The organism is Streptomyces sp. NPDC017448 (genome assembly GCF_044330565.1).
In the GTDB taxonomy this organism is placed as follows: Bacteria; Actinomycetota; Actinomycetes; order Streptomycetales; family Streptomycetaceae; genus Streptomyces.
In genome coordinates this window covers 161687-178666 of the sequence record NZ_JBIRLM010000015.1, presented here as the reverse complement: position 1 = coordinate 178666, position 16980 = coordinate 161687, and the positions used below count along the sequence as shown (strand labels likewise).

The window sequence follows — 16980 nt, the reverse complement described above, 5'->3', positions numbered from 1 at the left end:
CGGGGCGGGGGGGCGGGCCGCGCCCCCCGGGCGGCGGCGCCCCGGCGCGGGCGGGGCGGGCGGCGGCGGGGGCGCCCCCCCCCCCGGGGGCCGGGCCCCGCGCCGGGACCGGCGGCCGGACCCGCGTCCCCGCCTCGGGCCCCGCGGCGGCGCCCCCGCCGGGGGCCTCGCCCCGCCGGCCCGCACCGGCAGGGCGTCACTTCACCCGGACGTCACTTCACCAGGTCGGCGCGGAGGTCGTCGAGGACCAGGCCGGCGGCGGTGACGCCGAGGCCCAGGTACCAGGTCTCGTCGGAGACGTCCTTGGCCCGGCCCTCCTTCACGGCCTTCAGGTTCTTCCACAGCGGATTGGAGCGGGCGGTGTCGCGCTGGGTGGCCTTCGGGTCGCCGTAGACGCCGGTGAAGATCCAGTCGGCGTCCGCCTCGTCGATCCGCTCCGGGCTGATCTCGGCGGCGAGGTCGTCGATCTGCTGGTTCTTCGGCCGCGGCAGACCCACGTCCTCGAGGATCGTGCCGATGAACGACGCCTTGGCGTAGAGCCGGAGCCGGTCGGGCATGTAGCGGACCATCGAGACGGTCGGCTTGTCGGGGCCGATGTCCTCGGCGAGCTTCTCCGCCTTCTCCTCGTACGCGGCGAGCGCCGTCTCCGCCTTCTCCGTACGGTCCAGGGCCTGGGCGTTGAGGAGGTAGTTCTCCTTCCAGGTGAAGCCGGGGCGGATGGAGAAGACGGTGGGCGCGATCTTGGACAGCTCGTCGTACTTGTCCGCGGCCCGGAGCTGGCTGCCGAGGATCAGGTCCGGCTGGAGGCCCGCGATGGCCTCCAGGTTGAGGCTGTTGATGGTGCCGACGCTCTTCGGCGCGCCCGCCTCCTTCTTCAGGTAGGAGGGGAGGGCCGCGTCGCCCTCGCTCGGCGCGTAGCCGACCGGCTTCAGACCGAGCGAGACGACGTTGTCCAGCTCGCCGACGTCCAGGACGACGACCCGCTTGGGCGCGGCCTTGATCTCGGTCTTCCCCATGGCGTGGGTGACCGTACGGGGGAACTCCCCGGCCTTCGCGTCCGTGCCGTACCCGGCCGTCTTCTTCGCGGCGTCCGCGAAGTCCTTGCCGCCCGTGGCGACGGCGGCCTTCTTCCCGGCGCCCGCGTCGGACTTCGCCGCCTCCGCCTCCCCGCCGCCACCGCCCCCGCAGGCCGACAGGGAGAGGGCCGCCGCCACGGCCAGGGCGACTGCGGCGGTGCCGCGGGGTCGGAGGGACATCACTTGCTCCAGAGGGTTGTGCGTACGTGCAGACGAACACGCGGGAGGGTTAGGGAAGCCTCACCATAGCCATGGCCATTCCCTCCAGCACACCCACCCCCTTCACCACGGGTGAATCCGGGCAGAGCCACCCTTATGCGTGAAGTCCGGGGTCCCACGTTGTCCGGCTGGACGTGCGAAAACTACCTTTCGTAGCCGGAGGTGACCAGTCGATGACTGCCTGTGCCATCGAGGGCGGATCCGCCGGGGCCGCCGCGACGGCGGAACCCGGACCGGAACGTGAAACGGAACGCGGGTCGGAACCCGGTCCGGAGCCCCGGACGGAACCCGGGCTCCAGGAAACCGAAGCCGCGAAGGGGCCTGGCCCGGAGTACCCGCCGAGGCCCGCTCCGAGCCTCGCGCCGGGGCCCGGGGCGGGGAGCTCAGCGCCGGCTTCCGGTCCGGCGTTCGTTCCGGAGCCGGAAACGGAATCCACCGGGGAGGCCGGTCCGGCGGCCGTCCCCGAGGGGCCCCGCGCCCTCCGGAGCGAGGACGCCGGCGCCGCGCCTCTCCCCGGCGGCCTCACCCTCACCGCGGACGGGACCTACGCCGCACGGCTCACCGCCGCCCCCGGCCCGCGGGGCGGACGGTCCTGGTATCCGGAGCGGTGGACGCTGGACGGGCCCGAGCCGTACGCGGTGCCCCTCCCCCTCGACCAGCCCGAGGAGCCGGACTCCGAGGTGGCCCCGCTCGCCGACGGGCGGGTGCTGATCCGGCGGCGCGTAGCGGACCGGCAGATGTTCTCGCTGCTCTACCCCACCGGCCCCGGTACCGGCGAACTCCTGCTGGGTGCGGTGGAGCGCACGGAGATGACCCTGCTGCCGCCCTCGCCGGACGGCCGGTGCGTGTACGCGCTGGCGGCCGGGGACGGGGAGTCGTCGCTCTGGCGGGTGGCGGGCGGCGCGTACGGCCCCGAGGAGGTCGCGCGGGTTCCCGGCCGCTGCTCGGGCGGGACGTGGCTGGACCGGGAGGGCCGGATGCTGGCGCTGGACCGGCGGGCCCCGGGGGGCGGCCCCGTGAAGGCGGTCGCCGTCGACCTGGGGCGGCGGGGCGAGGTGACGCCGCTGCTCCAGATCGCGCCGGAGAGCGACGACCGGCTGCTGCTCGCGGACGCCGACAGCGGGTTGCTGCTGATCCGTTCCGACGCCCCCGGCCACGACCGGCTCGGCTGGGGGGTGCTGGGGAGCCGCCTGCCGGTCAGGTTCCCCGAGTGCCTGCGCCTCCCGGAAGCGGTGGTGACGCCGTTCGCGGTGCAGCCCGGCCAGATGCTGATGCCGGAGAGCTGTGCGGTGGCGCTGCGGATCGACGGGGCCCCGGGCAGTTGGGTGGGCGTGTGGCGTCCGGCGGGCCGGCGGCTGCACCAGTTCGCGGCCCCGCTGGGCTGGGCGCCGGGGGCCGGGCACTGGAGCCGGGAAGGGGTGCTGCGTCTCCCGTACGCGAACGCGGCGACCTCCTGCGGCGTGGCGATGCTGGAGGCTCCCGAGGACGTGGAACCCTCCTCCGTGACCGGTCGCGCGGGAGGCGGGGAAGGCGGAACGGAACTGTCCGCCGCCGTCGCCGCTCCTGGGGTGTGTAAGCCCGTTCCGTTGGGGCAGGCGCCTCTGCGCGGGGCCGCTCGACCTGATTGAATTCGGCGCGTGGGCTGCGCGACCGTACCGGGCGGGCACCGGCGGTGACCGCGCCGGACGGCGGTGGCGTGGCTCGCGACCGACGCACGTGCGACACAAGCAAGCGATCACGACGGGGTGACTTCCCAGATGTCCGAAGCCCGAAGCGAGATGACCCAGCAGCACCCGAGGGGGGCCGGCCAGGGGGCCGTGAGCGGTGGTTCCGGAAAGCACCGAGGGGGTGTGTCGCTGGAGACCTCGCCGGTGCGCCCGCACGGCCGCCACCGCCGGCCCGCCGAGGACGAGGCCCGGGCGGCCTGAGCCGCGCGGCGGAGCCGGGCAGACGTACCCACGGCCCCGGACAGCTCGACGGGAGGGCCCGGACCGGCGGACAGCCGGTCCGGGCCCTCCCGCGTACGCCCCCCTTCCCCGGCGGAGACGCGGACCGCGACGAGCGGCGCCACCGGGGCGCCGGGACGGCGGGGCGCCGAGATGCCGGGACGAAGGGGCGCCGGGCGGCGGCCCCGCTACGGCCGGTGCAGGCCGAGGACCGCGGCGACGGCGACGGCTTCGTTCGGCGGCCGTGCCGCGTCGTACGGGGCGGGCGACCCGCCCGTGCGGCGAAGGCGTCCTTCGGCCGTCCGGGTCCGGGCGGCCGCCCTTCACGGGGTGCGCGACGCCCGGTGGTTCGGCAGCCAGAGCAGCATCACGACCACCCCGGCGAGCAGCACGCCGCTCGCGGTGCGGAAGGCCGTGGCGTACCCGGCGGTGATCTCGGCCGCGTCTCCGGAGCCCGCGGTGCGCGCGGCGGCGACGGTGGAGAGCACCGCGAGCCCCAGGGCGCCGCCCATGGTGCGGGAGGTGTTGACCAGGCCCGAGACGAGTCCGGCGTCGGCCGGGTCCGCGCCGGAGGTGGCGAGCGCGGCGAGCGGGGTGGAGGCGAGGCCGGCCCCGGCCATCATCAGGACGCCTGGCAGGCAGATCGCGGTGAGGTAGGAGCCCTCCACGTCCATCGTGGACTGCCAGCCGAACCCCGCGGCGGTGGTCAGGACCCCGGCGACGGCGAGGCACTTCGCCCCGGTGCGCACCATGAGGCGGGGGGCCAGCTTGGAGCCGATGACGACGGCGGCCGAGGTCGGCATCAGCGCGAGACCGGCCTCCAGCGGCGTGTACCCCAGGACGCTCTGGGCGTACACGGTCATGAAGTACCACATGGAGAAGGTCGCCGAACCCATGAGCAGCATCGACGTGTTGGCCGAGGAGACGGCCCGTACGGAGAAGACGCGCAGCGGGACCAGCGGGACGGCGGTCCGGGCCTCGACCAGGACGAAGAGGGCGAGCAGGCCGAGCCCGGCGAGCAGCGGGGCCAGGGTGGCGGCGGCCCCCCACCCCTCGGCCTCGGTCTGGACGATGCCGTACGCGACGGCGGCGAGGCCCGCGGTGACCAGGACCGCGCCCAGGAGGTCGATGCGGCGGCGGTCGCCCGCGCGCCCCTCGGTGATCCACAGGGCGGCGGCGAGCAGGACGAGTGCGCCGACGGGCACGTTGATCAGGAGGACCCAGCGCCAGGAGAGGGCGTCGGTGAGGACCCCGCCGATGAGGCCGCCCGCCGCTCCGCCGCCCGCCCCGACCGCCATCCAGGTGCCGATCGCCCTGGTCCGCGCCGGCCCCTCGGGCACGGCGGCGGTGAGGATGGTGAGGGTGGCGGGGGCGAGGACGGCGGCCCCGAGCCCCTGGGCCGCGCGGGCCGCGAGGAGGTGCCAGCCCTCCTGGGCGAGGCCGCCCGCGAGGGAGGCTGCGGTGAAGACGCCGAGCCCGACGAGGAACATCAGCTTGCGCCCGTAGATGTCGGCGGCCCGGCCGCCCAGGAGCATGAACCCGGCGAACGCGATCGAGTAGGCGTTGACGACCCACTGAAGGCCCGCCGCGCCCAGCCCCAGGTCGGCGCGCATGGAGGGCAACGCCACATTGACGACGGAGACGTCGAGGACGACGAGGAACTGGCCGGTGCAGGCGGCGAGCACCACGGCCCAGGCGCCGGGGCGTATTCGGGAGGCGGCGGGCGGGGCGGAGACGGGTGTGGAGACATCGGGCATGGGCGTCATGCTCTCAGGCGGTGCGCGACCCGTACATCGGGTAGCGCACGAGCGGCCCGCGACTCGATCGCCGGCCGTCGGGCGCCGGGCTGCCGGCCCCGGACGCCGCCCGTCGGCGTGGCAGACGCCCCATGACTTCGCCTACGCCACATAGTGGTGCGCTATGAGTACGGAGAGCGCCCACGTGCCCCCAGGCCAGCCCCCCTCCGGCCCCCCGGACTCCGGTTCCGGCGCGGCGCCCGGGACGGACTCCTCGCCGGACCGGGTGGTGGTGGCGCTCGGAGTGCTGGGCGTCATCGGGATCGTCCTGTGGGCGGCCCTCGGGCAGCACTCCTTCGAAAGCGCCTCGAACGCGGCCCTCCCCTGGGTGCTCGACAATTTCGCGTGGCTCTTCGTCATCGCCGCCGACGTGTTCCTCGTGCTGTGCCTGGTGATCGCCTTCAGCCGCTTCGGCCATATCCGGCTCAGCAGGGACGACTCGCCGCCGGAGTTCTCCGACTTCTCGTGGATCGCGATGATGTTCAGCGCCGGCATGGGCATCGGGCTGATCTTCTACGGCGTCGGGGAGCCCGTCTCGCACTACCTGGCTCCGCCGCCCTCCAGCGGGGCCGAGCCGCAGACGGCCGGCGCCGCGAGCGCCGCCATGCAGTACTCCTTCTTCCACTGGACGCTGACCCCGTGGGCGATCTACGGGATCGTGGGCCTGGCCCTGGGGTACGCGAGCTTCCGCCAGGGCCGGGGCAACCGGCTGAGCGCCGTGTTCGTGCCCCTCATCGGCGAGCGCCGGGCGAACGGCGCCTTCGGAAAGGTCCTGGACCTGCTCGCCGTCTTCGCCACGGTCTTCGGCACCGCGACGAGCCTGGGGCTCGGCGCCCTGCAGATCGCCATCGGGCTCGATCTGACGGCCGGCGTCGGCCAGAGCACCGGCGTCGAACTGGTGGTCATCGCCGTGCTCAGCGTCGCGTTCGTGATCTCGGCCTTCACCGGCCTGCACGGCGGCGTGAAGTGGCTCAGCTCCATCAACCTCGTCATCGCGGCCGTCCTCATGGTCTTCGTCTTCTTCGTCGGTCCGACCGTCTACCTCCTGGACGCGCTGCCGTCCTCGGTCGGGGGTTACCTGCACCAGCTCCTCCCGATGGCCTCGCGCACCGGGGCCTTCGGCGGCCACGACTGGCTGGGCGCCTGGACGATCTTCTACTGGGCCTGGTGGCTCTCCTGGGCCCCCTTCGTCGGCACCTTCATCGCACGCATCTCCAAGGGCCGTACGATCCGCGAGTTCCTCCTCGCCGTGCTGCTCGTCCCGAGCGGGGCGACCGCCCTGTGGTTCATGGTGCTCGGCGGCACCGGCATCCGGTTCGCGGAGACGGGCGTCGTCGACATGGCGGAGAAGGCGAAGGAGGGGACGGAGGCGACGCTGTTCGCGATGCTGGAGGCGCTGCCGGCCGGCACGGTGACCGCCTGGGTCGCGATGGTCCTGATCATGATGTACTTCGTCACCAGCGCGGACTCCGCCTCCCTGGTCATGGGCTCGCTGACCAGCCGGGGCGCCCTGCACCCCCGGCGCTGGCTCGTCGTCACGTGGGGCCTGCTCATGGCGGCGGTCGCGGCGGCCCTGCTGGTGGCCGGCGGGCTCCAGTCGCTCCAGAGCGCGACGATCCTGGTGGCGCTGCCCTTCGTCGTGGTGATGATCTTCCTCTGCTGGTCCCTGCTGCGCGAGCTGCGCAGCGACCCGGGCGGCGGGCCCAAGCGCAGCGAGGGCCTGCGCGGGATGCGCGACGCGGTGCGCGTCATGGTCGGCGAGGAGCTGGGCAGCCGGCCGGCCTCCCGCCACCGCCATCTGCGCCGCGCGGCCGCGGCCCGTACGACCGGCGCCGAGGAGGACGGCGACGGCGACGGCGGCGACGCGAAGAAGTGACGCCGAGAACCGCCGCTTTCCACGCCCAGGGGGCTCACGCCCGCTGACGGGGGGTCAGGATGCGGTGGAGTTCCCGTGGAACAGAACGCCCCACAGAAGCGTTCACCCTGCACGCACGTGGGGGGAGCCCGGGTGCCGGACGGCTGCCCGGGAGGCCCCACGCATGCGAAGGACGCAACGGACACGGCGTGCGGAGGAGCTTCCCGGCCCGTCGAAAACGCGCGCCGCCCCCCTCGTCCCCGTGCTCGCCTTCGCGGGCATCACCGTCGCGGTCATGCAGACCCTGCTCGTCCCGGTCATCAAGGATCTGCCGGTCCTGCTGGACACGTCCCCGGCCGACGCCACCTGGGTGATGACGGCCACCCTGCTCGCCGGGGCCGTCTCGACGCCGATCATGGGGCGGCTCGGCGACCTGTACGGCAAGCGGCGCATGCTGCTCGCCTCGCTGGCCGTCATGGTGGCCGGCTCGCTGGTCTGCGCCTCCACCGACGACCTGGTCGTCATGATCACCGGCCGTGCGTTCCAGGGCTTCGCCATGGGCGCGATCCCGCTGGGCATCGGCATCATGCGCGACGAACTGCCGCGCGAGAGGCTCGGTTCGGCGATGGGCCTGATGAGCTCCTCGATCGGGGTGGGCGGCGGCCTCGCCCTGCCCGCCGCCGCCCTGGTCGCCCAACATGCGGACTGGCACGCCCTGTTCCTGGGATCGGCCGGGCTCGGGCTGCTCGCGATGGCGCTCACGTACGCCTTCGTTCCCGAACCGGCGCTGCGCGCGCCCGGCTCCTTCGACGTCGTCGGCGCCCTCGGACTCTCCCTCGGCCTGGTCCTCCTCCTGCTGCCGGTCACCAAGGGCGGCGACTGGGGATGGTCCTCGGCGACGACGCTCGGGCTGCTGGCCTCGTCCGTGGTCACCCTGGTGCTGTGGGGCCTGTTCGAACTGCGCACCCCCGCGCCGCTCGTCGACCTGCGCACCACCGCCCGGCGCGAGGTGCTGCTCACCAACCTCGCCTCGATCATGGTGGGAGTCGCCTTCTACGCGGTCTCCCTGGTCCTGCCGCAGCTCCTCCAGCTGCCCGCGTCCACCGGCTACGGCCTCGGGCAGTCCATGGTGGTCGCCGGGCTCTGCGTGGCCCCGCTGGGGCTGACGATGATGTTCGTCGCCCCGCTGTACGCCAGGATCTCCACCCGTCACGGCCCCAAGGCCACGCTGATGCTCGGCATGCTGGTCATCGCGGTCGGTTACGGGGCCGGGCTCGGCCTGCTCTCCGCCCCCTGGCAGACCGTGCTGATCGCGGTGGTGCTCGGCGCGGGCATAGGCCTCGCCTACTCCTCGCTGCCCGCCCTGATCATCGGGGCCGTCGACCCCTCGGAGACCGGTGCGGCCAACGGCCTCAACACCCTGATGCGGTCCATCGGCACCTCGGTGTCGAGCGCCGTCATCGGCATGGTGCTGGCCGACACCTCCGTGGCCGTGGGATCGGTTCAGGTGCCCTCCATGGAGGGGTTCCGGATCTCGTTCCTCATCGCCACCGGCGCGGTGCTGATCGGCCTGGTCCTCGCGGCGTTCCTGCCCGCGCGGCGACCCCCCGCGCACCCGGTGCTCCTGGCGAGCGGCGCGGACGCCCGGCCGTCTCCCCCGCCCGTGCTCCGGGCCCCCGCCGAGAGCGCCGGCCGGACCGTACGGCACGATGGGTCGCCGTCGACCGGCCCCTGAGCCGCCCCGCGCCACCTGGAGGAACCCCGTGACCGCCGAGTCCGCCGCCGCTTCCGCTTCCGCCGCCGGGCCCACCGGTTCCGCCGGGCCCGCGCCGGAGGTCCTCGCCGCGTTCGAGGCCGCCAAGGGCTTCATGCCGGTCCACGAGGGGCTCGCCCTCCACGCGGCGGCGACCGAGGCCGGTGCGCTGGGGCTGCCGCTGCTGGAGGTGGGCACGTACTGCGGGCGGTCCGCCGTCCTCCTCGCGGACGCGGCACGGACGGCCGGGGTCAGCGCGCTCACCGTGGACCACCACCGGGGCAGCGAGGAGCAGCAGCCGGGCTGGGAGTACCACGACCCGAGCGTGGTGGACCCCGAGGTCGGGCTGATGGACACCCTGCCGACGTTCCGCCGCACCCTGCACCGGGCCGGTCTGGAGGACCACATCGTGGCGATCGTCGGCCGCTCCCCGCAGGTCGCCGCCGCGTGGGGCGGGCCGCTCGGGCTCGTCTTCGTCGACGGCGGGCACACCGACGAGCACGCGAACGCGGACTACGAGGGCTGGGCTCCGCACCTGGTCGACGACGGGCTGCTGGTGATCCACGACGTCTTCCCCGACCCGGCGGACGGCGGGCAGGCCCCGTACCGGATCTACCGGCGGGCACTGGAGTCCGGGGCGTTCACCGAGGTGTCGGCCACCGACTCGCTGCGCGTGCTGCGCCGCACGGGCGCCGGAATCTGAGCGGCCCGGCCGGGCCCGGTACGGCGCACGGCGGCGGGACGCCGAGCCGCCCGGCACGGTCCGGCGCGCCGCACCGGGGGCCGGTGTCCGAGCGGTCCGGCCGGCCCGGATGGGTAGCATCGCCGCGTGCCGTACGACGACAGCCCTCCCCCCACCCGCCGCGCCCGGCGCCTGACCGTGGCCGCCGCGCTGGCCGCCGTATGCCTGACCGCCGCCGGATGCGGTGGCGGCCCGGAGTCCGAAGGGGCCGGCGCCGCCCCGCCCCGCCCCGGTGCGGACGCCGCCTCCTCCGCCTCGGCCCCCGTTTCGGCGCGGCCGCTGCCCGAGGGGCCGCTCACCGGCCGGACCGTGGTGATCGACCCGGGGCACAATCCCGGCAACCGCGACCACACCCGGGAGATCAACGAGCAGGTCGACATCGGCACCGGCCGCAAGGAGTGCGATACGACCGGCACGTCCACGGACGACGGTTACGCCGAGGCCCGGTTCACCCTCGACGTCTCCCGCCGGCTGCGCGCGCTGCTGGAGTCCGCGGGGGCCCGGGTGCGGCTGACGCACGACGCGGACCGCCCGTTCGGGCCGTGCATCGACGAGCGGGCCCGGTTCGGGAACGAGGCGAAGGCCGACGCGGTGGTCTCGGTGCACGCCGACGGATCGGCCGTGGGCAACCGGGGCTTCCATGTGATCCTGCCCGCCCGGGTGAAGGGCGGCGGGGCCGACACCTCGCCGATCGTGGGGAGTTCGGCCGATCTCGGCGCGAGGATCGCCGGGCACTTCGCCCGCACGACCGGAAGCGCACCGTCCAATTACATCGGTGGAAAGACCGGTCTGGACACCCGTGATGATCTCGGCGGACTGAATCTGTCGACCGTGCCCAAGGTGTTCGTCGAATGCGGCAATATGCGTGACCCGAAGGACGCCGCGCTGCTCAGCAGTGAGAGTTGGCGGCAGAAGGCGGCCCAAGGGATGGCCGACGGCATCAGCAGCTATCTGAAGGGGTAGTTCTGCGGGGATATTGGGGGGATGGCCGGTCAGGATCCGGGTTCGGGGGCGACCCGCCCGGTCAGACGATAGATTCATCCGTACGATGGGGAGCCGCTCCCGAGCTTCGAGCCGCACCGGCGGCAGCGACGACCGCCCCGACGAGACGACCGACTAAGGACCTTCACGTGAATATCCGATCCCTCACTCGAGGTGACGGCGTGGTGATCGGAGCAGCGGTCGTGCTGTTCATCGCCTCTTTCCTCGACTACTCCAGCTACTGCCCGCAGGGCATCGACTGCTCCAAGATCGACAATCCCAACGCCTGGGATTCGCTCGGTCTGCTGATGAGCGTCTTCCTCGCCGGCGTCATCGCCGCGGCGCTGGTGGTCGTCAGCCGTGCGATGCCGGGCCGCAAGGTGGCCTGGCTCGACCTCGGCCAGCTCGGCGCCGCGCTCTCGGTCTTCACCCTGTGGACCGCCTTCTGGACGATCCTCGACATCAGCAACGCGGGCGCCGGCCTGATCCTCGGCCTGCTCGCCGCCATCGTGCTCGCCGCGGGCGCGGTCGCCGGACCGCTGGTGCCGTTCCTCAAGGCCCCGCTGCTCAGCCCGGCCGGCCCGGCGCAGGGCGTCCAGGGCGGTCAGGCCCCCTACGGTGCGCAGCCCGGCCAGGGCTACGGCTACCCGGGCGCCCAGCAGCAGCCGTACGGCGCGCAGCCGAGCCAGGGTTACGGCTACCCCGGCGGCCCCCAGCAGGGCCAGCCCGCCCAGGGCGACCCGGCGCAGGCGCAGCAGGCCCAGGCGCCGCAGCCCTCGCAGGGCGGCGCGGCTCCGGCGGGCGACTTCGCCCCGTTCTGGTTCGCCGTTCCGGTGGCGCGCCCGCTGTACGGCGAGGACGGTTCGCCCAACCCGATCGCCGAACTGGCACCGGGCACCTGGTACCTCGCGGTGGAGCAGCGCGGCCAGAGCCTGATCGCCCAGACGCAGGACGGCCGCCGCGGCGTCCTGCAGGACACCACGGGCATCCAGCGCGGCTGATCTCCGACGCGCACCTCGCGGCCCCTCGCCCTTCCGGGCGGGGGGCCGTTGCCGTACGGTCCGCCCCGCACGCCCCGACCCGACGGGGCGTCAGCTGCGGCGGGAGGAGGCGGTCCCGGTCGGCAGGGCCCTGCGACCGCCCGGCGTCAGGGTTCCCGCCGCCGGCTCAGCCGAAGGAGGAGCGGTCCAGCCAGAAGTCCAGGAGGGCTGCGTCGCCGAGCACCTCCACCCGCGAACTGGTGGGCTCCAGGCGTCGGTTGAAGACGAGCATCAGGTCGGTGAGCGAACCGCGCAGCGCGACGGTCGCCTTCTCGTGCGCGCGCCGCCAGGTGAAGCGGTCGTCGCCGAACTCGATCAGCCACTCCGCGCCGGGGACGTCGGTGGCGTGCAGGTGCAACGAGCGCCCACCGCCCCGCAGTTCGTCCGCCTCCGGGTCGCCGTTCTCCTGGGCGAAGGAGACGATGCGCAGCCACTCCTCAATGGTGTCGGCGGCCACATCGGGGGCCACCGTGTACGGGGCGCGGGCGGCGAGCGCCGCGTCGGCCCGGTGTACCGCGGTCTCGTGCGTCATACGCCGCGCCCAGAACGCCGTCCGCCGCTCCCACGCCCAGGCCCACACCTCGGCGTCCGGGCCCGCCTCCCGCAGTGCGGCGACGGTGGCCGCCGCCCCCTCGGCCAGCCAGGCGTCCAGCGCGGCCGGGTCGTCGCCCTCCGGCCCGGCGGCGCCGGGCACCTTCTCCTCGGGAACGTCCTCGGCGGCCCGGGTGCGGACGATCTCACCGACCCAGCGGTGTGCGCCGCCGACATGCACGGCCAGCTCCCGCAGGGTCCAGTCGGGGCAGGTGGGGACGGTCGCGGTGAGGTCCGCGCCGGTCAGCACCGCGCGCAGGGCGTCGGTCTGGGCGAGGATCTCGTCGCAGTAGCGGTCATAGGAGAGAAGCGTCATGCGGCGCACCTTATCCGGCGGCCCCCGGAGCGATCATCCGGATAACGCGCCGGGCGATCACCTCGACGGGACAACGCCACCGGCCCTCCCCGCGACCGCCCCACCCGCCCGGGTTTCACTCTGCGTAAAGCGGCAACCAGAGTTCCATGTCTCCCAGAACCCGTTCAGGAAGCAGTTCAGCGGCGCGTGTCATCGCCGTCGTGGCCGACATCCTGGCCTTCGTCATCATCCTCTGGATCGTGATGTACCTGCTGGACGCCAACCGGAGCAACGACTTCGTGCAGTGGGTGCACGACGCGGCCCGCACGCTGGCGGGCTGGTCGTACGACCTGTTCACGTTCGACCGGGCGTGGGCGAACGTCGTCGCCGGTTACGGTCTCGCCGCCGCCGTCTACCTCTTCATCGGGCACGCCGTGGCGGGCCGTCTGCGCCGCGGCTGAACCGGACCCGCCCGGGGCGGGTCCGGCCCGGGCGGCGGGCCTACGCGGTCCCGCGTGAACCGGGCCCGCCCCGGGCGGTGTTCAGCGGCAGCAGTCCGGCTCCAGGCCGACCGGAAGCCGCTCGCCCCCGAAGACCGCGGTGGTCGCCTCGTCCCCCCCGAGCGCGGCCACCGCGAGCAGCAGCGAGCCCGCCGTCCAGGTGGTCAACTCCTCGGGCCAGAAAGCCCGGTTGCCCTCGAAGACGTACCCCGTCCAGTACAGCCCGCCCTCGGCGCGCAGGTGCTGGATCGACTGGAGGATCTCCAGCGCCCGGTCGGACTCCCCCGTCATCCAGAGAGCGAGGGCCAGTTCGCAGCTCTCGCCGCCGGTCACCCAGGGGTTGGGCAGCACGCAGCGCACCCCGAGGCCGGGGACGACGAAACGGTCCCAGCCCTCCTGGATGCGGGCGGTGGCCGCGGCGCCGGTGACCGCGCCGCCGAGGACCGGGTAGTACCAGTCCATCGAGTAGCGGGCCTTGTCGAGGAAGCGCTCGGGGTGGCTGCGGATCGCGTGCGCCAACGCTCCGGTCGCCAACTCCCAGTCGGGCTGCGGCTCCTCGCGCAGCTCGGCGATGGCCAGCGCACAGCGCAGCGCCTGGTGGATCGAGGAGGAGCCGGTGAGCAGCGCGTCGTCCACGGGTGTGCCGTCCGGCTCCCGCTTCCAGCCGATCTGCCCGCCGGGCTGCTGGAGTCGCAGCACGAACTCGACGGCGGCGAAGACCGTGGGCCACATCCGGTCGACGAACGCCTCGTCCCCGGTGGCGAGGTAGTGGTGCCAGACGCCGACGGCCACGTACGCGACGAAGTTGCTCTCCAGGCTCCGGTCGGTGGGCCGGTGCGGGTCGCCGTCGTGGTAGGCCGCGTACCAGGAGCCGTCCGGGTTCTGGTGGCGGGCGAGCCACGCGTAGGCGCGGGCGGCGGCCTCGTGCTCGCCGGCCGCGTCCAGCGCCATGGCGGCCTCGGTGTGGTCCCACGGGTCGAGGTGGTGTCCCCGGAACCAGGGCAGCGCCCCGTCCTCCCGCTGCACGGCGGCGAGCGCCGCGACCGTCTCGGCGGCCTGATCCGCCGTCAGGACGCCCGGCAGGACGAGGTGTTCGGTCTGCTCGGGGGTGCTCACGCCGCGGCCTTCGGAAGGTGCGGCTTGGTGGCGTAGGCGACGAAGCTCTTGCCGACGACCGGGTTGAGGAGCTGTTCGGCGACCCGCGTGGCGAGCGGCTTCTTCATGATGTCCCAGACCAGCAGCTTGTGGTACGCCCGCACCGGCAGCGCACGGTCGTTGTCCACGCCGAAGGCGCACTTGAGCCACCAGTAGGGCGAGTGCAGGGCGTGGGCGTGGTGGGTGCCGTACGGCTTGAGCCCGGCCTCGCGGATGCGGGCGAGGAGCTGGTCGGCCTTGTAGATGCGGATGTGGCCGCCCTCGACCTCGTGGTAGGCGTCGGAGAGGCTCCAGCAGATCTTCTCGGGGCCGTAGCGCGGGACGGTGATGGCGATGCGGCCGCCCGGCTTGAGGACCCGGACCATCTCGGCGAGGACGCCCTTGTCGTCCGGGATGTGCTCCATGACCTCGGAGATGATCACGACGTCGAAGGAGTCGTCGGGGAAGGGGAGGTTGAGGGCGTCGCCCTCCATCGCGGTGGCGGTGGCGCCCTCGGGGGCCTCCCCGGCCTCCTTCATCGCGGCGAACCACGTGGCGACCTCGCGGATCTCCTCGCCGTTCCGGTCGAGGGCGACGACCTGCGCTCCGCGCCGGTAGCACTCGAAGGCGTGCCGGCCGGCACCGCAGCCCAGGTCGAGCACTCGGTCGCCGGGGGCGAGCGGGAAGCGGGTGAAGTCGACGGTCAGCACGGGGGCCTGCCTTCGAGGTCGGAGGTACGGGTGGCGGTGCGCGGGTGGACGGGGGTCCGGGGGCCCGCGGTCACCTGCGGACTCCGCGGGCGGCGATCGCCCGACGGTACAGCTCGGCCGTTCCGGCGGCCGCCCGGGCCCAGGTGAAGTTGGCCAGCACCCGTTCGCGCCCGGCGGCGCCGAGCCGGGCGCGCAGTTCGGGGCTCTCCAGCAGCCGGGCCAGCGCCCCGGCCAGCGCGTCGGGGTCGCCGGGGGCCACGGCGAGGCAGCTCTCCCCGTCGCGGCCGGAGACCTCGGGGATCGCGCCGCCGGTGGTGGCGACGAGGGGGGTGCCGGTGGCCATGGCCTCGGCGGCAGGCAGCGAGAAGCCCTCGTACAGCGAGGGCACGCAGGCGACCTGGGCGCTGCGTACGAGGTCGACCAGTTCGGCGTCGCTGATCCCCTTGACGAACCGGACGGCGTCCGTGAGTCCGTGCCGCTCGATCGCCCGGGCGACCGGCCCGTCCTCGGCGCGCTTGCCGACGACGACGAGGTGGGCGTCGGGGTTGCCGGTGCGGAGCTTGGCGAGCGCGTCGACGAGGTGGACGAGGCCCTTGAGGGGGACGTCGGCGCTGGAGGTGGTGACGATGCGCCCCGGCACCTCGGCGACGGAGGGGTCGGGCGACCACAGGTCGGTGTCGGCGCCGATGTGGACGACGCTGATCCGGTCCTGGCGTACGCCGAGGTCCTCGATGATCTCGTCGCGCGAGGAGCCGGAGACGGTGAGGACGGTGTCCAGCTTGCGGGCGACCCGCTTCTGCATGCGGGTGAAGGCGTACCAGCGGCGCACGGAGGCGCGTCGGCGGCGGCTGGTCGCGGCCGCCAGGTCGAGCCTGCGGTCGACGGTTATGGGGTGGTGGATCGTCGTCACCAGCGGGGCCCCGAGGTCTCCGAGGAGTCCGTAACCGAGGGTCTGGTTGTCGTGGACGACGTCGAACTCGCCGCGCCGGGCGAGGAGATGGCGGCGGGCGCGGAGGCTGAAGGTGAGGGGTTCGGGGAAGCCGCCGGTCCACATGGTGGCGACCTCGGCGAGGTCGATCCAGTCCCGGTACTCGCCGCGCTTCGGCGTGCGGAACGGGTCCGGCTGCCGGTAGAGGTCCAGGCTCGCCAGCTCGGTGAGCGGGACGCCCTCGTCGAGCACCGGGTAGGGCTGCGCGCCGATCACCTCGACGCTGTGGCCCAGGCGGGCCAACTCCCGGCTGAGGTGGCGGACGTACACGCCCTGGCCGCCGCAGAACGGGTTGCCCTTGTAGGTGAGGAGTGCGATGCGCAACGGCCGGTCGGCGGTGGCGCCGTCGCCCGTGCGGGGGCCCGTCTCTACGGCCTCAGCGGTCACACTCGGCCCCCTTCTGACTCCATGTTCGCCGGAGCGTAACCGGTCGCGCTAATCTAGAACAAGTTTCAAACTTGCTGGGACAAGCTTCCTACTTGATCGCTCGACGTGCATCGAATCTACCGGCAGGTAGCGTCGGCGGAGAGGCCGGATCAGGTGATTCGTGCCACGGCGGACGCCCCTGGCATGCTGTGCGCGCCCGGACGGCCCGTTTCGCCCGTCCGGGTGGATCAAGCCATGGATCGTGGATCGTGATCGGGGGCAGCATGACCGCGGACGCCAGACCGGCAGCGCCTGCGCTGACCGAGCGCCAGGAGGCCCGCCGCCGCCGCATCCTGCACGCCGGTGCGCAGCTGGCCGGCCGGGGCGGGTTCGAGGCGGTGCAGATGCGGGAGGTGGCCGAGGCCGCCGGGGTCGCGCTGGGCACCCTCTACCGCTACTTCCCCTCCAAGATCCATCTCCTGGTGGCGACCATGCAGGACCAGCTCCAGCAGCTGCGCACCACGCTCCGCGAACGCCCCCCGGCCGGGGACGACGCGGCTCAGCGGGTGGCCGAGGTCCTGATGCGCGCCTTCCGCGCCCTGCGACGCGAACCGCACCTGGCGGACGCCATGGTCCGCGCCCTCACCTTCGCGGACCGCGGCGTGAGCCCCGAGGTGGAGACGGTCTCCCGGCTCACGACGGCGATCATCCTGGACGCGACGGGCCTGGAGCACCCGACCCCGGACCAGCTCTCCGCGGTCCGGGTCATCGAGCACACCTGGCACTCGGCCCTGATCACCTGGCTCTCGGGGCGGGCCTCGATCGCCCAGGTCGAGACCGACATCGAAACGGTCTGCCGCCTCATCGACCTGACGGCTGAGCCGGTGCGGGGCTGAGCGCCCGACGGACGGCGCCCGCCCCGGGGCTGCGTGCCGACCGGCCTTCCCGCCGGCCCCGGCGGCGTACCCCGCCGAGCGGCCCCCGGCCC

At 73.9% G+C, this 16980-nt stretch carries 14 protein-coding genes; 8 read left to right on the top strand and 6 right to left on the bottom strand.

Annotation, left to right across the window (positions count from 1 at the left end; all coding sequences use genetic code 11):
* Nucleotides 1-212 precede the first annotated feature (212 nt).
* Complete coding sequence (locus ACH4K1_RS23750) at nucleotides 213-1256, bottom strand: ABC transporter substrate-binding protein (protein WP_398091317.1); 1044 nt, start codon at nucleotides 1254-1256, stop codon at nucleotides 213-215.
* Nucleotides 1257-1468: 212 nt separating this feature from the next.
* Between ACH4K1_RS23750 and ACH4K1_RS23745 the strand changes: the two genes are divergently transcribed.
* Complete coding sequence (locus ACH4K1_RS23745; protein WP_398091316.1) at nucleotides 1469-2923, top strand: hypothetical protein; 1455 nt, start codon at nucleotides 1469-1471, stop codon at nucleotides 2921-2923.
* Between the two features lie 641 nt (nucleotides 2924-3564).
* On the opposite strand, the gene ACH4K1_RS23740 is transcribed toward ACH4K1_RS23745, so the two are convergent.
* Entirely contained in the window at nucleotides 3565-5007 is a 1443-nt protein-coding gene (locus ACH4K1_RS23740; RefSeq protein WP_398091315.1) for an MFS transporter, read from the bottom strand.
* A gap of 154 nt (nucleotides 5008-5161) precedes the next feature.
* Between ACH4K1_RS23740 and ACH4K1_RS23735 the strand changes: the two genes are divergently transcribed.
* The 5 genes from ACH4K1_RS23735 to ACH4K1_RS23715 all read left to right on the top strand — a co-directional run bounded on the left by ACH4K1_RS23735 (nucleotide 5162) and on the right by ACH4K1_RS23715 (nucleotide 11369).
* Entirely contained in the window at nucleotides 5162-6913 is a 1752-nt protein-coding gene (locus ACH4K1_RS23735; protein WP_398091313.1) for a BCCT family transporter, read from the top strand.
* A 163-nt stretch (nucleotides 6914-7076) separates the two neighbouring features.
* Nucleotides 7077-8627 (top strand): MFS transporter, encoded by a 1551-nt coding sequence (locus ACH4K1_RS23730; RefSeq protein ID WP_398091311.1) that lies wholly within the window; start codon nucleotides 7077-7079, stop codon nucleotides 8625-8627.
* A 133-nt stretch (nucleotides 8628-8760) separates the two neighbouring features.
* On the top strand, nucleotides 8761-9348 hold the full coding sequence (locus tag ACH4K1_RS23725) for a class I SAM-dependent methyltransferase (RefSeq protein WP_398091345.1): 588 nt from the start codon (nucleotides 8761-8763) through the stop codon (nucleotides 9346-9348).
* A gap of 126 nt (nucleotides 9349-9474) precedes the next feature.
* Nucleotides 9475-10350 carry an N-acetylmuramoyl-L-alanine amidase gene (locus ACH4K1_RS23720; RefSeq protein ID WP_398091310.1) on the top strand — a complete coding sequence of 292 codons (876 nt, stop codon included), beginning with the start codon at nucleotides 9475-9477 and terminating at the stop codon, nucleotides 10348-10350.
* Nucleotides 10351-10517: 167 nt separating this feature from the next.
* Nucleotides 10518-11369, top strand: coding sequence for a hypothetical protein (locus ACH4K1_RS23715; protein WP_398091309.1), 852 nt, complete (start codon nucleotides 10518-10520; stop codon nucleotides 11367-11369).
* Nucleotides 11370-11535: 166 nt separating this feature from the next.
* On the opposite strand, the gene ACH4K1_RS23710 is transcribed toward ACH4K1_RS23715, so the two are convergent.
* The gene (locus ACH4K1_RS23710) at nucleotides 11536-12315 is read right to left on the bottom strand and encodes a maleylpyruvate isomerase family mycothiol-dependent enzyme (protein WP_398091307.1); all 780 of its coding nucleotides are present in this window, start codon (nucleotides 12313-12315) and stop codon (nucleotides 11536-11538) included.
* Nucleotides 12316-12461: 146 nt separating this feature from the next.
* Between ACH4K1_RS23710 and ACH4K1_RS23705 the strand changes: the two genes are divergently transcribed.
* Entirely contained in the window at nucleotides 12462-12755 is a 294-nt protein-coding gene (locus ACH4K1_RS23705; RefSeq protein WP_398091306.1) for a hypothetical protein, read from the top strand.
* An 81-nt stretch (nucleotides 12756-12836) separates the two neighbouring features.
* Here the strand turns inward: ACH4K1_RS23705 and ACH4K1_RS23700 are convergent, their stop codons facing one another.
* From ACH4K1_RS23700 to ACH4K1_RS23690, 3 genes are all read right to left on the bottom strand, one after another.
* Nucleotides 12837-13910, bottom strand: a complete 1074-nt coding sequence (locus tag ACH4K1_RS23700; RefSeq protein ID WP_398091305.1) for a prenyltransferase — start codon at nucleotides 13908-13910, stop codon at nucleotides 12837-12839.
* Complete coding sequence (locus ACH4K1_RS23695) at nucleotides 13907-14638, bottom strand: class I SAM-dependent methyltransferase (RefSeq protein WP_398091302.1); 732 nt, start codon at nucleotides 14636-14638, stop codon at nucleotides 13907-13909. Before ACH4K1_RS23695 ends, ACH4K1_RS23700 begins: the two co-directional genes overlap by 4 nt.
* Nucleotides 14639-14708: 70 nt before the next feature.
* Entirely contained in the window at nucleotides 14709-16013 is a 1305-nt protein-coding gene (locus ACH4K1_RS23690) for a glycosyltransferase family 4 protein (protein ID WP_398091300.1), read from the bottom strand.
* Nucleotides 16014-16276: 263 nt separating this feature from the next.
* Between ACH4K1_RS23690 and ACH4K1_RS23685 the strand changes: the two genes are divergently transcribed.
* A complete protein-coding gene (locus ACH4K1_RS23685; RefSeq protein ID WP_398091344.1) occupies nucleotides 16277-16888 on the top strand; it encodes a TetR family transcriptional regulator in 612 nt (203 codons plus the stop codon).
* Nucleotides 16889-16980 lie beyond the last annotated feature (92 nt).

Bases quoted from the DNA above. Each gene is read 5' to 3' on its own strand.
- ACH4K1_RS23745 (WP_398091316.1), top strand. From the start codon at position 1,469: ATGACTGCCTGTGCCATCGAGGGCGGATCCGCCGGGGCCGCCGCGACG.
- ACH4K1_RS23735 (WP_398091313.1), top strand. From the start codon at position 5,162: ATGAGTACGGAGAGCGCCCACGTGCCCCCAGGCCAGCCCCCCTCCGGC.
- ACH4K1_RS23740 (WP_398091315.1), bottom strand. From the start codon at position 5,007: ATGACGCCCATGCCCGATGTCTCCACACCCGTCTCCGCCCCGCCCGCC.
- ACH4K1_RS23685 (WP_398091344.1), top strand. From the start codon at position 16,277: ATGACCGCGGACGCCAGACCGGCAGCGCCTGCGCTGACCGAGCGCCAG.
- ACH4K1_RS23705 (WP_398091306.1), top strand. From the start codon at position 12,462: ATGTCTCCCAGAACCCGTTCAGGAAGCAGTTCAGCGGCGCGTGTCATC.
- ACH4K1_RS23725 (WP_398091345.1), top strand. From the start codon at position 8,761: ATGCCGGTCCACGAGGGGCTCGCCCTCCACGCGGCGGCGACCGAGGCC.
- ACH4K1_RS23710 (WP_398091307.1), bottom strand. From the start codon at position 12,315: ATGACGCTTCTCTCCTATGACCGCTACTGCGACGAGATCCTCGCCCAG.
- ACH4K1_RS23750 (WP_398091317.1), bottom strand. From the start codon at position 1,256: ATGTCCCTCCGACCCCGCGGCACCGCCGCAGTCGCCCTGGCCGTGGCG.
- ACH4K1_RS23730 (WP_398091311.1), top strand. From the start codon at position 7,077: ATGCGAAGGACGCAACGGACACGGCGTGCGGAGGAGCTTCCCGGCCCG.